Below are 14,264 nucleotides of genomic sequence, written 5' to 3'. Positions count from 1 at the left end.
CATGACTGACACCACCCCCCGGCACGACGGACGCACCCCCGAGCAGCTGCGCGAGGTGCGCATCACGCGCAACTGGCTCGACCACGCCGAGGGCTCGGTGCTCGTAGAGTTCGGCCGCACCCGGGTGCTCGTCGCCGCGAGCTTCGAGGCGGGGGTGCCGCGCTGGCTCAAGGGCCAGGGCACCGGCTGGGTCACCGCCGAGTACGAGATGCTGCCGCGCTCGACCAACACCCGCAGCGGGCGCGACTCGCGCAAGGGCAAGGTCGGCGGCCGCACCCACGAGATCTCCCGCCTCATCGGCCGCAGCCTGCGCGCGGTCATCGACACCAAGGCGCTGGGGGAAAACACGATCGTCCTCGACTGCGATGTCCTGCAGGCCGACGGTGGCACCCGCACTGCGGCCATCACGGGCGCCTACGTCGCCCTCGTCGACGCCGTCGAGGACGCCCGCAGCCGTGGCCTGATACCGGCCGGCGCGACGCCGCTCACCGGCTCGCTCGCCGCGGTCTCGGTCGGCGTCGTCGACGGCCGCGCGGTCTGCGACCTCGACTACCCCGAGGACTCCACCGCCGAGACCGACATGAATGTCGTCATGACCGGCACCGGCGAGTTCATCGAGGTGCAGGGCACGGCGGAGGGCGCTCCCTTCGACCGGGCGCTCCTGGGCGAGCTGCTCGACCTCGCGACGACCGGCTGCGCCGCGCTCACCGAGAAGCAGCAGGAGGCCCTCGCCGAGACCCCGCGGGAGCGCGTGCTGTGACCCAGCGGGTCGTCCTCGCGACGCACAACGAGCACAAGGTTCACGAGCTGCAGCAGATCCTCGGCGAGGCGGACCTGGGCCTCGAGATCGTCTCGATGGCCGCCTTCCCCGAGGTCGGCGAGATCCCGGAGACCGAGGTGACCTTCGCCGGCAATGCGCGCCTGAAGGCCGAGCACGTCGCGATGCGCACCTCGCTGCCCGCGCTCGCCGACGACTCCGGCCTGGCCGTCGAGGTGCTCGGCGGCAGCCCGGGCATCTTCTCCGCGCGGTGGTCGGGTCTGCACGAGGGGACGGACCTGCCGCGGGCCGAGAAGGACCGCCGCAACCTCCAGCTCCTGCTCGACCAGCTCGCTGACGTGCCCGACGAGCACCGCCGGGCGGCCTTCCGCTGTGCGGCTGTCCTCGCGATCCCCGGCGGCACCACCGTGACGAGCGAAGGGGAGGTCCCCGGGGTCATCGTGCGGGAGCCGGTGGGGGACAACGGGTTTGGCTACGACCCGATCTTCGTCCCCGACGGCGACACCCGCACCCTGGCGCAGTACACCGACGTGGAAAAGAATGCGATCAGCCACCGCGGCCGTGCCCTCCGCGCCATGGTCCCGCTGCTGCGCGAGCACCTGACGCCCCACGCTGGTTGAGGTGCGAGGCCGCCCGCGGCCGGAATCACCGCGCTGGTTGAGGTGCGAGGCCGCCCGCGGCCGAGCCTCGAAACCTGCCCGGACCCGCGTCTCGAGGCTAAAGCGCGGCTAGGGGCCGATCTGGGAGCGTGCCCACGCAAGGCTGACCATTCAGAGGGGGTCGGTGAACGAGACAGGCGTTTCGGTGGCGCGAGCGTAGGCAATCTCTGAGCGAGTGGACTCGCCGATGTACCCGCCCGGGTTGACCACGAGCACCCTGTAGGCGAGGTCGATCTTGCGCAGGTGGAGTGCGTTCAGCATGGCATTCTGGTCGCTGGTGACCTCCCCGTCGATCTCGCCGGGCATGAGGGCGATGAGTCCCGAGAGGGTCAGATCCCGGTGTGCCCTACGCAGGTCATCTGCGAACCGCAGATGCACACGATCTCCGGTCGCTCTGACACGGTCCAGTCCTCCACTCAAAATCTCTTGTGCCGAAGGCGGGACTTGAACCCGCACGCCCGTGGACACGGCATCCTAAGTGCCGCGCGTCTGCCATTTCCGCCACTTCGGCTCGGTCGTGCAGTCTAGGCGCTGGTGTAGCGACCCTTCTGTCGGCCGGCGAACGTTTCGGTTGTGGAATGGCAGTTCGGACATAGGTAGCGGACGTTTTCAGGCACGTTGTTCGTCATGTCGCCGTCGATGTGATCAACATGCAACGAGATGGTGTGGCCTTGCCAGTTTCCATCGCACCCGCACATCTCGCACACGTACGGCCGACCGATCTCATTGAGCGCACGTCGGAGTTGCTCAGGCTTGGTCCGGTTTGCGTCGCGAGGCTTCCGGACGAGGATCTGTGCCGCCGTCAGTGGAGGTCTCGTGGGAGGCAGACCACGTTGCGTGAAGTGAGACGTGTCCACTTCGAGCTTCTTCAGCATGCGTCCTATATGGGCCTGGGTGCCTCCGGCTTGCCTCAACCCCAGGTATCTGAGAATCCCCGGAACCGAAGTCGAGTTGGCAGCAGCCTCTTCCAGCAGTTCCTTTGTGTACTTCCTCCCCATGAGGGAACTCTAGAGTTGACCACCGACAACGATTCTCGCTCAAGGAGGTGCCCGGTGAGCGACCACTCCTTCACCACGACCCTCGCCTGGTCGGGCTCGACGGGCGTCGGCTACGACGACTACTCCCGCGAGCACGAGCTGACGATGGCGTCGATGACGACGCACGCGAGCAGCGACGCTGCCTTCCGGGGCGACGCCAGCCTGCCCAACCCCGAGCAGCTCCTCGTCGCGGCGGCGAGCAGCTGCCAGATGCTCTCCTTCCTCGCCGTCGCCGCCCGGGCCCGCCTCGACGTGGTCGACTACCGGGACGAGGCGGTGGGGGAGATGGCGGAGGGCGAGCGGCCGATGTGGGTGACGCGCATCGTCCTGCGTCCGCACATCACCCTCGCTGCCCCGGCCCCCCGCGCCAAGGTCGAGCGGCTCGTCGAGGTCGCCCACAGGGAGTGCTTCATCGCGCAGAGCCTGCGCAGCGAGATCGTCCTCGAGCCGACCTTCGTCGGCATCACCGACTGATCGCACCGGTCAGCCGGGCGTGCGCCCCGGCACCGACCGCGGGTCGAAGCCGTAGGGCAGCTCCAGCCGGTGCGCCGCCATGAGCTCGCCGTCCGAGAGCACCTCGCGCGTCGCGGCGTCGGCGACCATCCTCCCTTCGGAGAGCACGACCGAGCGCTCGCACAGCTGGAGGGCGTACGGCAGGTCGTGCGTCACCATGAGCACCGTGATGTCGAGGCCGTCGACGATCTCGGCGAGCTCGCGACGCGAGGCCGGGTCGAGGTTGCTGCTCGGCTCGTCGAGCACGAGGATCTCCGGGCGCATCGCGAGCACCGTCGCGACCGCGACCCGCCGCTTCTGCCCGAAGGACAGGTGGTGCGGGGGCCGGTCGGCGACGTCGAGCATCCCGACGTCGGTCAGGGCCTCCTCGACCCGGGCGTCGACCTCGTCCGCCGAGAGCCCGAGGTTGCGCGGGCCGAAGGCGACGTCCTGCGCGACGGTCGTCATGAAGAGCTGGTCGTCGGGGTCCTGGAAGACGATGCCGACCCGCCGGCGCACGTCGAGCAGGTGCTCACGGACCACGGGCAGCCCCGAGACGGCGACCGACCCGCTCGTCGGGGTGAGGATGCCGTTGAGGTGGAGCACGAGCGTCGTCTTGCCCGCGCCGTTGGGCCCGAGCAGGGCCACCCGCTCACCGGGGTGGATGTGCAGGTCGACGCCGTCGAGAGCACGGTGCCCGTCCGGGTAGGTGTGCCGGACCCCGCGCAGGTCGATGACGGGCGTGCTCACGAGGTCATCATCGCGCAGACGAGCACCGTGCCCGCGGCCAGGGGCAGCAGCATCGCGAGGACCCAGGTCGAGGCGGGCACGGGCGTCCGGTCGACGCGCAGGCGCCCGTCGTGGCCACGCGAGAGCATCGCGAGGTGCACTCGCTCGCCCCGCTCGTACGAGCGGATGAAGAGCGCGCCGGCGATGCCCGCGAGGACCGGCCACGAGCGCAGTCCGCCGCCGCGGAAGCCGCGCGACTCGCGGGCCACCCGCATCGCCTGCAGCTGGCCGCCGACGACGTCGGTGTAGCGGACCATGAAGCCGAGGATGAGGACGAGCTGTGCGGGCAGCCGCAGTCGGGCCAGGCCGGCGACGACGTCGGCCGGGGGAGTGGTGGCAGCGAGCAGCAGCGAGGCGCCGACCCCGAGCGTGCCCTTCGCGAGGAGACCCCACGCGCCCCACAGGCCGGCGACCGAGAGGGACAGCGGCCCGACGTCGGTCCTCGGCCCCGTCGCGACGAAGGGCATGAGCACGGCGAAGACGACGAAGGGCACCTCGACGAGCAGTCGGGGAGCCAGGTGCCGCACGGGGACGCGACTGACGAGCACCGTCGTGAGGAGGAGCGCCGCGTGCACCCCGAAGGCCCACACCGCCTCCCGCGGCGTCGCGACGACCGCGACGACGAAGAGCAGCGTGGCGACGATCTTCAGGTGGGCCGGTGCTCGGTGCAACCAGGACCGGCCGTGGTGGGCCAGCGCGTGGTGGTGCGGTCCGGCCACCTCAGTCGCGGCGGCGCACGAGACGCAGCACGAGCCACATGACGGCGGCGGTCAGCGCGACGCCGACGACCCCGGCCAGGCCGCCGGAGAGCGGGCCGTCGACCCCCTTCGTCCCGTAGTCGGCGAAGGGAGACCCCTCGGCGGCGTGGTCGCCGGCGGAGTCGGCGAAGCCGAGGGTCTCGGCGACGTGCTCGAGCCCGTCGGGGTGGCCCGAGGCCCAGGCGCTCACCACGGCCGCGAGCAACAGGCAGACGGCGAGGCCGGCGACCACGAGGGTGCGGGTGGAGACGCGCTGCCTCATCGGGCGACCGCCTCGTCCGCGCGGAGGTGCGGCTCGACGGGTTGCGGGGCCCCGTGCACGAGGTCGGGTCGCACCGACAGGACGGCGGAGACCACGAGACCCGTGATGACGGCCTCACCGATCCCGATGACGACGTGCCACGAGAGCATCGCCGTCAGCAGCGCCCCCAGCTCGACCGGGGCCGTGCCGCCGATCGCGAAGAGCCCGGTGAAGACGGCGGCGGCGGCCGGCACGGACACCAGTGCGCCGACGGACGCGGCCACTGGCACGCTCCCGGTGCGAGCCGGCAGCACCCGTCGGGCCGCCGCAAAGACGGCCCAGCCGACCCAGACGCCGACGATCGCCATGAGGACGACATTGGTGCCGAGCGCCGTCAGCCCGCCGTCGGCGAAGACGAGCGCCTGCACGAGCAGGACGACCGTGAGGCACAGCGTCGCGACCCACGGCCCGACGAGCACGGCCGCGAGGGCACCGCCGATGAGGTGGCCTGAGGTGCCCGCTCCCACGGGGAAGTTGAGCATCTGGGCCGCGAAGACGAAGGTCGCGACGAGCCCGGCGAGGGGAGCGACCCGGTCGTCGACCTCGCCGCGGCTGCGGCGCAGCGCGAGGGTCACGCCGGCGGCCGCCACGACGCCGGTCGCGACCGATGTCGGGACGTCGAGGAATCCGTCGGGGACGTGCATGTGACTCCTTCGGCAGCGCGGGGCTCTGGGATAGGTTCGGGGCAGAGCGTCCACCGACCATAGGGCACGCGCAGTGCCACAGAGAGCGAGGCGAGATGGGCGAGCGACTCAGCCCGGGCGACCAAGCGCCGGACTTCACCCTCCCCGACGACACCGGGACCGAGGTCTCCCTGAGCGACTTCCGCGGCAAGCGGGTCATCGTCTACTTCTACCCGGCGGCGATGACCCCGGGTTGCACCAAGCAGGCGTGCGACTTCAGCGACTCGCTCGAGGCGCTGCGCGCCGCCGACACCGAGGTCATCGGCATCTCCCCGGATCAGCCGGCGAAGCTCGCGAAGTTTCGCGAGCGCGACGGGCTGACGATCACGCTCCTCTCCGACGCGGACAAGGCGGTGATGACCGCCTGGGGCGCCTATGGTGAGAAGAAGTTGTACGGCAAGACGGTCCAGGGCGTCATCCGCTCTACGATCGTCGTCGGAGAAGATGGCGTGGTCACCCACGCCCAGTACAACGTCAAGGCGACGGGCCACGTGGCCCGCATCCGCCGCGACCTCGGCATCGAGTAAGGACGGAACCCCCACGTGAGCAATGACAACCCGAGCATGACCAAGCTCGAGAACGACATCGTGACGACCCGTGACCGGCTCGCCCAGACGATCGACGAGCTGACGGTCCGGGCTGCGCCCAAGAACGTCGTGGCCCGCCAGAAGGAGCAGGCCAAGGCCTCCTTCGCGCAGGCGACGCGCACCGAGTCGGGCGAGCTGCGGATGGACCGTGTCGCGATCGCGGCGGCTGCCGTCGCGGGCCTGATCGTCCTGAAGATCATCTCGACCAACCGCAAGCACAAGAAGTGGGAGCGGCAGCGCGCCAAGCGCTCCTGGTGACCTCACCACAGCGTGACGAGGGGCGGTTCCCCGGCGGGGTCCGCCCTTCGTCATGCCGTGGTCAGGCGCCGGATGCCTTGTCGTGGCGTCGATTTCGTCTCCGCGGCATCGTGGTGCTAATGTCTCTCCTCGCGCGCCAATAGCTCAATTGGCAGAGCAGCTGACTCTTAATCAGCGGGTTCGGGGTTCGAGTCCCTGTTGGCGCACAGATCACGAAGGGCCCCACCGCATCGCGGTGGGGCCCTTCGTCGTGGTGCCGTGGGTCAGTCGCGCCACTCGTCGAGGTCGATCTCCTCGGCGTCGCCGGGGTCCCGGCGGCCGCGCAGGAGCAGGCCGATGCCGGCCAGGATGACGAGCAGGCCGCCGAGGCCGGCCGCCCAAGCCCACCACGGCGTGCCGGAGTCGTCGTCGGTGGTCGCCTCCTCGCCTGCGGCGTCGTCGGTCGTCCCGGAGTCGTCGGGCAGCGACGGAGCGGTCTCGCCGTCCGTCGGGCTGGTCGAGGCGCTCTCCTCGGGCGAGGTGGAGCTGCTCGTGCTCGGCTCCTGCGTGGAGGAGGGGGTCGTCGGCTCCGACGTGCTCGAGGCGGGGGGCGGGGTCGTGCCGGAGGTCGACGACGAGCTGCTCGGCGCGTCGCTCGAGGTCCCCGACGTCGCCGAGGTCGTCGGCTCGCCCGCACCCTGGTCGCCCTCCGGCGGGGCGTAGGTGAACTTCACCGATCCGCTGATCGGGTGCCCGTCTGCGCTGACGACCTTGTACGTGATCGTGTAGTCGCCGGCGTCGATGACCGTCTTGAGCGGCTGGTAGACCGTGTTGCCCGCGAGCTCGAGGTCCCCGTCGGTGACGTCGGTCGAGCCGCTCTTGACGCTCACCTGGTTGAGCCCGTCCTTGACCGGCTCGTTGAAGCGCAGCATCACCTCCGGCGGCGTGGCCGTGAGGGTCGAGCCGTCCTTGGGGCTGGACGCCTCGAGCCGGGCGTGCGCGGCTGCCGGGGGCGCCGCGACGAGCGCGGCGAGGAGCAGCGCGGCGAGGGCGGCGAGGACGGTCGCGACACGGACGAAGGGGGGATGGGGGCGGTCGGTGGTGATCACCCTGCCATCGTGCCCGATCCGCCTGTACGGACCCGGGAGGTGGGTGGTCACGAGCACCCTCCGAGAGCAGGTACGATGGTCCGCGCTGCCTGAGACAGGCAGCCGTGGTGGGTATAGCTCAGCTGGTAGAGCATCGCGTTGTGGTCGCGAGGGTCGCGGGTTCAAGTCCCGTTACTCACCCCAAGATGGCGAAGGCCCCCCGGGTTCACCCGGGGGGCCTTCGTCGTGCTCGGGCCGAGGGCCGCCGCTCAGCCCGCGTCGGGGCCGGACACCTGGTGGCGCGCGGCGATCTCCTTGAGCTCCGCGCTCTCCAGCCCGGGCTGCGGTCGGAAGACGGCCTCGCGGTAGTAGCGCAGCTCGGCGATCGACTCGGTGATGTCGGCGAGGGCCCGGTGGCCGCCGTGCTTGTCGGGGGAGGCGAAGTAGGCGCGCGGGTACCAGCGGCGGGAGAGCTCCTTGATCGAGGAGACGTCGATCATCCGGTAGTGCAGGTGCCCCTCGAGGGTCGGCATGTCCCGGGCGAGGAAGGCGCGGTCGGTCGCGACCGTGTTGCCGCCGAGCGGCGCCTTGCCGGCGTCGGGGACGTACGCGCGCACGTGGGCCAGCACGGCCTCCTCGGCCTGCTCGAGCGTCATCCCGTCGGCGAGCACGTCGAGCAGGCCGGAGCTCGTGTGCATGTCGCGCACGAAGTCGTTCATCTGGGTGAGAGCTGCCTCGGGCGGACGGACGATGACGTCGAGCCCGTCGTCGAGCTGGTTGAGCTCGTAGTCGGTGATGAGCACGGCCACCTCGATGAGGGCATCGTGCTCGAGGGAGAGCCCGGTCATCTCGCAGTCGATCCAGACGATGCGTTCGGACGAGTTCGTGGTGGAGGAAGTCACGTCCGCCACCCTAGCCGCGGGGGACCTGAGGCCCCGGTCACTGGGGAGTCCTACCCACCGACAGGCGCCCCCTGCTCGGTTAGCGTTGACGCCATGACCGCGACGCCACCCCCGCCTCCCCACGGTCAGCCGCCGGCTCCGGGCACGCCACCCCCGCCGCCGGCTGCCGTGACGTCGACCCCGCCGCCGCCCGTGAGGGGAGCGACGCCTCCTCCGCCCACCAGCGCGGGGACCACCCCGCCTCCGCCCGCCGGGCAGCCCCCGGCCCCGCCGAGCGGCGGCGCGCCGGAGGACACGCTGTCCCGACGGATGATGCGCCGCTCCGTGCCGGACGAGCCGGAGTGGTACCGCACGGCGACGCGCTCCATCGCCCTGGCCGAGGAGACCGCGCGCACCGACTCGCGGGACAAGGTCCTCGAGCTGCAGCGCGCCTACGAGGAGCAGCAGCGCGCTGCCCAGCAGGCCGCCGCCCAGCAGCAGGCGGCCGCTCAGCACCAGGCGGCGCAGCAGTACCAGCAGCACCAGGCCTGGCTGCAGCAGCAGCAGTACTCGGCGCACTACGTGACGTCGGCCGCGCAGAGCAACCCGACGCCGCGCCCCACGCTGCGCACCTGGATCCTCGGCGGCATCGTCGCCCTCTTCTCACTCCTCCTCATGCTCCTCTTCGCGCTCATGTGGCTGCCGAGCCTCGGGGTCGTCCTCGTCCTCGTCAGCCTCATCGCGGCGCTCATCCCGCTGTGCATCGTCGTCCCGATCTTCCTGTGGCTCGACCGCTTCGAGGCCGAGCCCTGGCGCTACCTGCTGACGGCCTTCCTCTACGGCGCCCTGGGCTCGACGATGCTCGCGATCATCGGCAACGGGATCTTCGGGGCCGTCCTGGGGGCCGTCTTCGGCGCAGAAAACGAGGAGGTGCTCACGACCGTCGTCTCGGCGCCGCTCGTCGAGGAGACGACGAAGGGGGTCTTCCTCCTCATCATGTGGTGGTTCATGCGTCGCGAGTTCAACGGCCTGACCGACGGCATCGTCTACGCGGGCATCGTGGCCGCGGGCTTCGCCTTCACCGAAAACATCCAGTACCTCGCCATCGCCGCCATCGAGCACGGGATGGAGGGCTTCCGCGCGACCTTCATCCTGCGCGGCCTCGTCACCCCCTTCTGCCACCCGATGTTCACGGCGATGACGGGGGTCGGCGTCGGGGTGGCCGCGGTGTCGCGCTCGACGGGCGTCAAGATCGTCGCGCCGATCATCGGCTGGTGCGCCGCGGTCCTCCTCCACGGTCTGTGGAACCTCGGCGCCTCGAGCGGCGAGATCGGTCTGGTCGTCAACCTCGGCTTCGGCTTCGTCGTCTTCGTCGTCTTCGTCGGCTTCGTCATCTGGACCCGCAAGCGCGAGGGCAGGGTCATCGGCCAGCACCTCATGGCCTACGTCGACACCGGGTGGATCTCCGGTGCCGAGGTCACGATGCTCGCGTCGATGAAGGCCCGCCGGGCGGCGCGTCGCTGGGCGCGCTACCACCGCGGCCCGGGCGGGTTGAGCTCCATGCGCAGCTTCCAGGACTGCGCCTCGGAGCTGGCCCTGCTGCGCTTCCGCCAGCTGAGCCACGCGGCGGACCCGCAGGCCCTGCACCGCGAGCGGGTGCTGCTCGACTCCATGACCGCCCGCCGCCGCGAGTTCGCCGGCGCGGTCTGACCGCTCAGGCCTGCTGGCCGACGATCTCCACGGCCTCGTCGGTCAGCACGGCGACCGCGGCCCGGTGGTCCTCGCTCGCCAGCTCGACGTCGGCGATGGTGATCGCGGCCGGGCGCGGCTCCTCGGCCTGCCAGTCGACGAGCGCCGGTGGGTCGAGCGGCCCCGAGACGAGCACCTCGGCGGGGTCGACCACGAGACCGTGACCGGTCGCCTTGAGCACCGCCTCCTTGCGGGCCCACACCCGGGCGCGCGCCACGAGCAGCTCGTGCCCCGCGAGGCCGGCAAAGCCCTCCACCTCGTGCCGGGCGAGGGTGGCCGCGGCGAAGCCGTCGAAGTCGGCGTCGGTGAGGTCCTCGACATCGATCCCGACGTCCACGCCCTCCGTGGCCGCGACGACGGCGACGGAGGGGGTGTAGGACAGCGAGAAGTGCCACCCGGGGGCGTCGAGCACGCTCGGCTTGCCGTGGGCGTCGCTGCCGCACGTGGTGCACCGTCGGGCGAAGGCCAACGACGCCGGGTCGCGGTCGAGCAGGTCGGCGAGGAGGCGCCGCACGAGCGCGTGGCCCGTGACGAAGGGAGCGGTCTCCCGCTTGCGCCCGGCGCGGTCGCGCTCGCCGGCGTCGAGCAGCGCGAGATCGGCGGACGAGGTGCTCACCCGCGCCTCACGCACGACGACTCGGACCGACATGGTGCCGATCATGGCAGGTCGTGGCGCTCACTACACTGGGACTCGCCCCGGCGTGGACACCTCGCCGCCCGGGCATGCCTCCGTAGCTCAGCTGGACAGAGCAAGGGCCTTCTAATCCCTAGGTCGCAGGTTCGAGTCCTGCCGGGGGCGCGGCGCACGCGCTCGTGCTGGTTAAGGTGTGCCCATGGGTGAGAGGTCACGGGGAACCATCGCGGACAGCGACCTCCTGGGTCGGGTCACCGCCCTCCGGGACGAGGTCGAGCGCAGCCGCCTGACGCTCGACCTGTCGAGCACTCGAGCGGCCCGCGACGAGCGTCGTGAGCTGCTCGCCCAGCTCGACGACTACGTCATCCCGCGGCTCTCCTCGATCGACGCCCCGCTGCTCGCCGTCGTCGGCGGGTCGACCGGCTCGGGCAAGTCGACGCTCGTCAACTCGATCCTGCGGCGCGAGGTGAGTCGCTCGGGGGTGCTGCGCCCGACGACGACGAGCCCGGTGCTCATCCACCACCCCGACGACGTGCGGTGGTTCCGCGACGCGCGGGTCCTCCCTTCGCTCGCCAGGGTCACCGGGGACGAGGGCGCGGACCCGCAGCCGGGGACGGTGCGGCTCACCGCCTCGCCGACGCTCCCGCCGGGCATGGCGGTCCTCGACGCCCCCGACATCGACTCCGTCGTCTCGGCCAACCGCGACCTGGCTGCGCAGCTGCTCTCTGCGGCCGACCTGTGGCTCTTCGTCACGACGGCCGCGCGCTACGCCGACGACGTCCCGTGGCGGCTGCTGCGGCAGGCCTCCGACCGGGGCACGGCGGTGGCCATCGTCCTCGACCGCGTCGACCGGCCGGCGGCCGCCGAGGTGCGCACCCACCTCGTCGAGATGCTGCGCGAGCAAGGCCTCGAGACGGCCCCCGTCTTCACCGTGCCCGAGACCGAGCTCGACGCCTCCGGACTGATCCCCGAGGCCGACATCGAGCGGCTGCGCGCCTGGCTGACGGCGCTCGCCGGCGACCAGCGTGCCCGGGCGAGCGTCATCCGTCAGACGCTGCAGGGGGCGCTGCGCTCCCTCGACGGCCGGGCGAGCGGGCTGGTCGCTGCCGCCCGCGCCGACCGGGAGGCGACGGGCAGCCTGACGCAGACGGCCTACGACGCCTACGACGCCGCCGAGCAGGGCGTGACCGACGGCATGCAGGACGGGCAGCTGCTCCGTGGCGAGGTGCTGGCGCGGTGGCAGGAGTTCGTCGGCACCGGCGAGTTCTTCCGCAAGGTCGAGAAGGGGGTCTCGCGCCTGCGCGACCGCGTCACCTCCGCCGCGGGCGGCGGGCCACCGCCGTCGGCCGAGCTCGACGAGGCGCTGCACACCGGTGTGAGCGCGCTCCTCATCGCCGAGGCGGACGCCGCGGCGGCGACCATCACCCGCACCTGGCGCGGCACCGAGGCCGGCCAGCTCGTCCTCGAGCAGCACCCCGAGCTCGCCCGTTCCTCCGCCGACCTCGAGCCCGCCGTGGAGCGGCTCGTGCGCGACTGGCAGGGCGATGTCCTCGACATCGTCCGGTCCGAAGGGGGCAACCGCCGCACCAATGCGCGCATCGCCGCCTACGGCGTCAACGGCATCGGCCTCTTCCTCATGCTCGTCTCCTTCGCCCACACCGGTGGCGTGCTCGTCGCCCCGGAGGTCGCGATCGCGGGCGGCACGACCGCCCTGGCGCAGAAGGTGCTCGAGGCGATCTTCGGCGACCAGGCCGTGCGCGACATGGCACGCAAGGCGCGCGGGCTGCTGCTCGAGCGGGTCGCCACCCTGTACACGGCCGAGCGCGAGCGGTACACGACGGTGACCGGCGAGCTCTCGGTGAGCGAGGCACAGATCCGGCGTCTCGAGCAGGCCACCGCAGCGGTGGGGGAGGTGTCCCGATGAGCCGGCTCAACCCCCTTCGGCGTGACGACGGGCGCACGGCCGTCCCCGCGGAGGAGCTCAACGCGCGCGCGGACGCCCTCGAGACGGCCCTGCGGGTGGGCGGCGATCGTCTGGAGCCGACGCCCGCGGCCCGGGCCGGGGAGGTCGTCGGCAAGGTCCGCGAGCGCACCGGTCTCGTCGGTGGGCACACCGTCGTGGCGCTCGCCGGCGCGACGGGGTCCGGCAAGTCCTCCCTCTTCAACGCGCTCGTCGGCGCCGACGTCGCCCGGGCGGGCATGCGGCGCCCGACGACCTCGACCCCCACGGCTGCCGTGTGGGGTGCTGAGCCGGCCGGCGAGCTGCTCGACTGGCTCTCCGTGGGCACCCGGCACCAGGTGGAGGCGGGTGACGACGCGCTGGACGGGCTCGTCCTCGTCGACCTGCCCGACTTCGACTCCCGCGAGTCGGCCAACCGGCAGGAGGCGCAGCGGGTGCTCGAGCTCGTCGACGTCTTCGTGTGGGTGACGGACCCGCAGAAGTACGCCGACGCCGTGCTCCACGACGACTACGTCGCGGTGCTGCGCGAGTACGGCGCGGTGACGATCGTCGTGCTCAACCAGGTCGACCGCCTGCCCGCTGGCGGGCAGGAGCAGATCGAGGCCGACCTCTCCCGCCTGCTGGAGCGCGATGGGCTGCAGACCCACGAGGTCATCGGCACCTCGGCCCGCACCGGCGCCGGCCTCGACGAGCTGCGGCAGCGACTGCGGGGCGCGGTCGAGCACGCCGACGCCGCCCGGCACCGGTTGGCGGCCGACCTGCGCACCGCCGCCGACACCCTGGGTCCGTCCGTCGGCGACGCCGAGGCCGGTGTGCCGGGTGGCGCCCGGGCCGAGCTCGTCGACGCGCTGGCGCGCAGCGCCGGTGTGCCGACGGTCGTCGACGCGGTCGCGCGGGATTTCCGGCTCGAGGCCTCGGCTCGCACCGGCTGGCCCTTCACCCGCTGGGTGCGGGCGCTGCGCCCGGCGCCGCTGCGACGTCTCCGACTGGACCGTGAGGCCGACGGCGCACCCGACATCCGGGAGCACGACGTGCGGGCCGTGCTCGGCCGCTCGTCCATCCCACCACCGGCGCCCGCTGCCCGGGCCGCCGTCGACCTGGCGGCCCGCCGCATCGGCACCGCTGCGGGTGAGGGGCTGCCGACACGGTGGGCCGACGCCGTCGCCGACGCCGCCCGTCCGGTCGACGGGGACCTGGCCGATGCCCTCGACCAGGCCGTGGTCCGGACCCCGCTGCGGGGACGCAGGCCGCTGTGGTGGGCCGTCGCCGGGCTGCTGCAGGTGCTGCTCGCGGTCGCAGCCGTCGCCGGCCTGCTGTGGCTCGTCGTCGTGGCCCTGGCCGGGTGGCTGCAGCTGCCCGAGATCCCCACGGCCGACGTCGGCCCCTTCGCGACACCCTTCCTCCTGCTCGTCGGAGGGCTGCTCGGCGGCCTGCTGCTGGCGGCCGTCTGCCGGTGGTTGGCCGCCATCGGTGCTCGCAAGCGGGCCCACGCCGTCGACAAGCGGTTGCGTCGAGCCATCGGTGAGGTGGGTGACGAGCGGGTCATCGAGCCGGTCGAGGCCGTGCTCGCCGATCACGGTCGCACCCGGCAGGGCCTCGAGCGGGCTCTCGGCCGGACGCGCTAGGGGGCC

General features: G+C 72.1%; 17 protein-coding genes and 4 tRNA genes. 11 read left to right on the top strand and 10 right to left on the bottom strand.

Features of this window, described 5'->3' with window-relative positions; translation table 11 throughout:
• Position 1: 1 nt before the first annotated feature.
• Both rph and rdgB read left to right on the top strand, forming a co-directional pair.
• The gene (rph, locus tag CWN80_RS01615; protein ID WP_128276764.1) at positions 2 to 760 is read left to right on the top strand and encodes a ribonuclease PH; all 759 of its coding nucleotides are present in this window, start codon (positions 2 to 4) and stop codon (positions 758 to 760) included.
• Positions 757 to 1,398 (top strand): RdgB/HAM1 family non-canonical purine NTP pyrophosphatase, encoded by a 642-nt coding sequence (rdgB, locus tag CWN80_RS01610; protein ID WP_007928210.1) that lies wholly within the window; start codon positions 757 to 759, stop codon positions 1,396 to 1,398. The genes rph and rdgB overlap by 4 nt, the downstream gene beginning before the upstream one ends.
• A gap of 150 nt (positions 1,399 to 1,548) precedes the next feature.
• Here the strand turns inward: rdgB and CWN80_RS01605 are convergent, their stop codons facing one another.
• The 3 genes from CWN80_RS01605 to CWN80_RS01595 all read right to left on the bottom strand — a co-directional run bounded on the left by CWN80_RS01605 (position 1,549) and on the right by CWN80_RS01595 (position 2,435).
• Positions 1,549 to 1,815 (bottom strand): hypothetical protein, encoded by a 267-nt coding sequence (locus CWN80_RS01605; RefSeq protein WP_007929808.1) that lies wholly within the window; start codon positions 1,813 to 1,815, stop codon positions 1,549 to 1,551.
• 51 nt (positions 1,816 to 1,866) lie between these two features.
• A tRNA-Leu gene (locus CWN80_RS01600) sits at positions 1,867 to 1,948 on the bottom strand.
• Positions 1,949 to 1,961: 13 nt separating this feature from the next.
• Positions 1,962 to 2,435, bottom strand: a complete 474-nt coding sequence (locus CWN80_RS01595) for an HNH endonuclease signature motif containing protein (protein ID WP_007929810.1) — start codon at positions 2,433 to 2,435, stop codon at positions 1,962 to 1,964.
• Positions 2,436 to 2,489: 54 nt separating this feature from the next.
• Between CWN80_RS01595 and CWN80_RS01590 the strand changes: the two genes are divergently transcribed.
• A complete protein-coding gene (locus CWN80_RS01590; protein ID WP_007929811.1) occupies positions 2,490 to 2,948 on the top strand; it encodes an OsmC family protein in 459 nt (152 codons plus the stop codon).
• A gap of 9 nt (positions 2,949 to 2,957) precedes the next feature.
• Here CWN80_RS01590 and CWN80_RS01585 read toward each other — a convergent pair whose 3' ends face one another.
• From CWN80_RS01585 to CWN80_RS01570, 4 genes are read right to left on the bottom strand one after another with little or no spacing between them, the layout of a single operon-like run.
• Positions 2,958 to 3,716: an energy-coupling factor ABC transporter ATP-binding protein gene (locus CWN80_RS01585; protein WP_007929812.1), complete on the bottom strand. Its 759-nt coding sequence runs from the start codon at positions 3,714 to 3,716 to the stop codon at positions 2,958 to 2,960.
• Positions 3,713 to 4,474 (bottom strand): cobalt ECF transporter T component CbiQ, encoded by a 762-nt coding sequence (gene cbiQ, locus CWN80_RS01580; protein ID WP_007929813.1) that lies wholly within the window; start codon positions 4,472 to 4,474, stop codon positions 3,713 to 3,715. The genes CWN80_RS01585 and cbiQ overlap by 4 nt, the downstream gene beginning before the upstream one ends.
• A gap of 1 nt (position 4,475) precedes the next feature.
• Entirely contained in the window at positions 4,476 to 4,775 is a 300-nt protein-coding gene (locus CWN80_RS01575) for a PDGLE domain-containing protein (RefSeq protein WP_040881781.1), read from the bottom strand.
• Complete coding sequence (locus tag CWN80_RS01570) at positions 4,772 to 5,458, bottom strand: energy-coupling factor ABC transporter permease (protein ID WP_128276762.1); 687 nt, start codon at positions 5,456 to 5,458, stop codon at positions 4,772 to 4,774. Before CWN80_RS01570 ends, CWN80_RS01575 begins: the two co-directional genes overlap by 4 nt.
• Positions 5,459 to 5,553: 95 nt before the next feature.
• On the opposite strand from CWN80_RS01570, the gene bcp reads away from it, so the two are divergent.
• From bcp to CWN80_RS01555, 3 genes are all read left to right on the top strand, one after another.
• A complete protein-coding gene (gene bcp, locus CWN80_RS01565) occupies positions 5,554 to 6,024 on the top strand; it encodes a thioredoxin-dependent thiol peroxidase (protein ID WP_007929815.1) in 471 nt (156 codons plus the stop codon).
• Positions 6,025 to 6,039: 15 nt separating this feature from the next.
• Entirely contained in the window at positions 6,040 to 6,342 is a 303-nt protein-coding gene (locus tag CWN80_RS01560; protein ID WP_007929816.1) for a DUF3618 domain-containing protein, read from the top strand.
• 133 nt (positions 6,343 to 6,475) lie between these two features.
• Positions 6,476 to 6,548, top strand: a tRNA-Lys gene (locus tag CWN80_RS01555).
• Between the two features lie 57 nt (positions 6,549 to 6,605).
• Here CWN80_RS01555 and CWN80_RS15480 read toward each other — a convergent pair.
• The gene (locus tag CWN80_RS15480) at positions 6,606 to 7,430 is read right to left on the bottom strand and encodes a copper resistance protein CopC (RefSeq protein ID WP_128276761.1); all 825 of its coding nucleotides are present in this window, start codon (positions 7,428 to 7,430) and stop codon (positions 6,606 to 6,608) included.
• 107 nt (positions 7,431 to 7,537) lie between these two features.
• Between CWN80_RS15480 and CWN80_RS01545 the strand changes: the two genes are divergently transcribed.
• A tRNA-His gene (locus tag CWN80_RS01545) sits at positions 7,538 to 7,613 on the top strand.
• A 65-nt stretch (positions 7,614 to 7,678) separates the two neighbouring features.
• Here CWN80_RS01545 and orn read toward each other — a convergent pair.
• Entirely contained in the window at positions 7,679 to 8,320 is a 642-nt protein-coding gene (orn, locus tag CWN80_RS01540) for an oligoribonuclease (RefSeq protein WP_007929818.1), read from the bottom strand.
• A 300-nt stretch (positions 8,321 to 8,620) separates the two neighbouring features.
• Here orn and CWN80_RS01530 point away from each other — a divergent pair, with 300 nt between their 5' ends.
• The gene (locus CWN80_RS01530) at positions 8,621 to 10,000 is read left to right on the top strand and encodes a PrsW family intramembrane metalloprotease (protein WP_007929820.1); all 1,380 of its coding nucleotides are present in this window, start codon (positions 8,621 to 8,623) and stop codon (positions 9,998 to 10,000) included.
• A gap of 4 nt (positions 10,001 to 10,004) precedes the next feature.
• Here CWN80_RS01530 and CWN80_RS01525 read toward each other — a convergent pair whose 3' ends face one another.
• Positions 10,005 to 10,688 (bottom strand): 4'-phosphopantetheinyl transferase family protein, encoded by a 684-nt coding sequence (locus CWN80_RS01525; RefSeq protein WP_157986890.1) that lies wholly within the window; start codon positions 10,686 to 10,688, stop codon positions 10,005 to 10,007.
• 76 nt (positions 10,689 to 10,764) lie between these two features.
• On the opposite strand from CWN80_RS01525, the gene CWN80_RS01520 reads away from it, so the two are divergent.
• The 3 genes from CWN80_RS01520 (at position 10,765) to CWN80_RS01510 (ending at position 14,258) form a co-directional block, all read left to right on the top strand.
• Positions 10,765 to 10,838, top strand: a tRNA-Arg gene (locus CWN80_RS01520).
• Positions 10,839 to 10,872: 34 nt separating this feature from the next.
• On the top strand, positions 10,873 to 12,597 hold the full coding sequence (locus CWN80_RS01515; protein WP_007929824.1) for a dynamin family protein: 1,725 nt from the start codon (positions 10,873 to 10,875) through the stop codon (positions 12,595 to 12,597).
• A complete protein-coding gene (locus CWN80_RS01510) occupies positions 12,594 to 14,258 on the top strand; it encodes a GTPase (protein ID WP_128276760.1) in 1,665 nt (554 codons plus the stop codon). Before CWN80_RS01515 ends, CWN80_RS01510 begins: the two co-directional genes overlap by 4 nt.
• Positions 14,259 to 14,264 lie beyond the last annotated feature (6 nt).

The sequence above is a fragment of the Janibacter hoylei PVAS-1 genome (assembly GCF_004025845.1).
GTDB classification, from domain to species: domain Bacteria; phylum Actinomycetota; class Actinomycetes; order Actinomycetales; family Dermatophilaceae; genus Janibacter; species Janibacter hoylei.
The sequence above is the reverse complement of the archived record's forward strand: the minus strand, read 5'-3'. Positions and strand labels throughout refer to the sequence as shown.

What these genes read in the sequence shown, in the direction of transcription:
- rph (WP_128276764.1), top strand. Translation starts at nt 2, where the DNA reads ATGACTGACACCACCCCCCGGCACGACGGACGCACCCCCGAGCAGCTG.
- CWN80_RS01595 (WP_007929810.1), bottom strand. Translation starts at nt 2,435, where the DNA reads ATGGGGAGGAAGTACACAAAGGAACTGCTGGAAGAGGCTGCTGCCAAC.
- CWN80_RS01575 (WP_040881781.1), bottom strand. Translation starts at nt 4,775, where the DNA reads ATGAGGCAGCGCGTCTCCACCCGCACCCTCGTGGTCGCCGGCCTCGCC.
- CWN80_RS01570 (WP_128276762.1), bottom strand. Translation starts at nt 5,458, where the DNA reads ATGCACGTCCCCGACGGATTCCTCGACGTCCCGACATCGGTCGCGACC.
- bcp (WP_007929815.1), top strand. Translation starts at nt 5,554, where the DNA reads ATGGGCGAGCGACTCAGCCCGGGCGACCAAGCGCCGGACTTCACCCTC.
- CWN80_RS01530 (WP_007929820.1), top strand. Translation starts at nt 8,621, where the DNA reads ATGATGCGCCGCTCCGTGCCGGACGAGCCGGAGTGGTACCGCACGGCG.
- CWN80_RS01525 (WP_157986890.1), bottom strand. Translation starts at nt 10,688, where the DNA reads ATGTCGGTCCGAGTCGTCGTGCGTGAGGCGCGGGTGAGCACCTCGTCC.
- CWN80_RS01515 (WP_007929824.1), top strand. Translation starts at nt 10,873, where the DNA reads ATGGGTGAGAGGTCACGGGGAACCATCGCGGACAGCGACCTCCTGGGT.
- CWN80_RS01510 (WP_128276760.1), top strand. Translation starts at nt 12,594, where the DNA reads ATGAGCCGGCTCAACCCCCTTCGGCGTGACGACGGGCGCACGGCCGTC.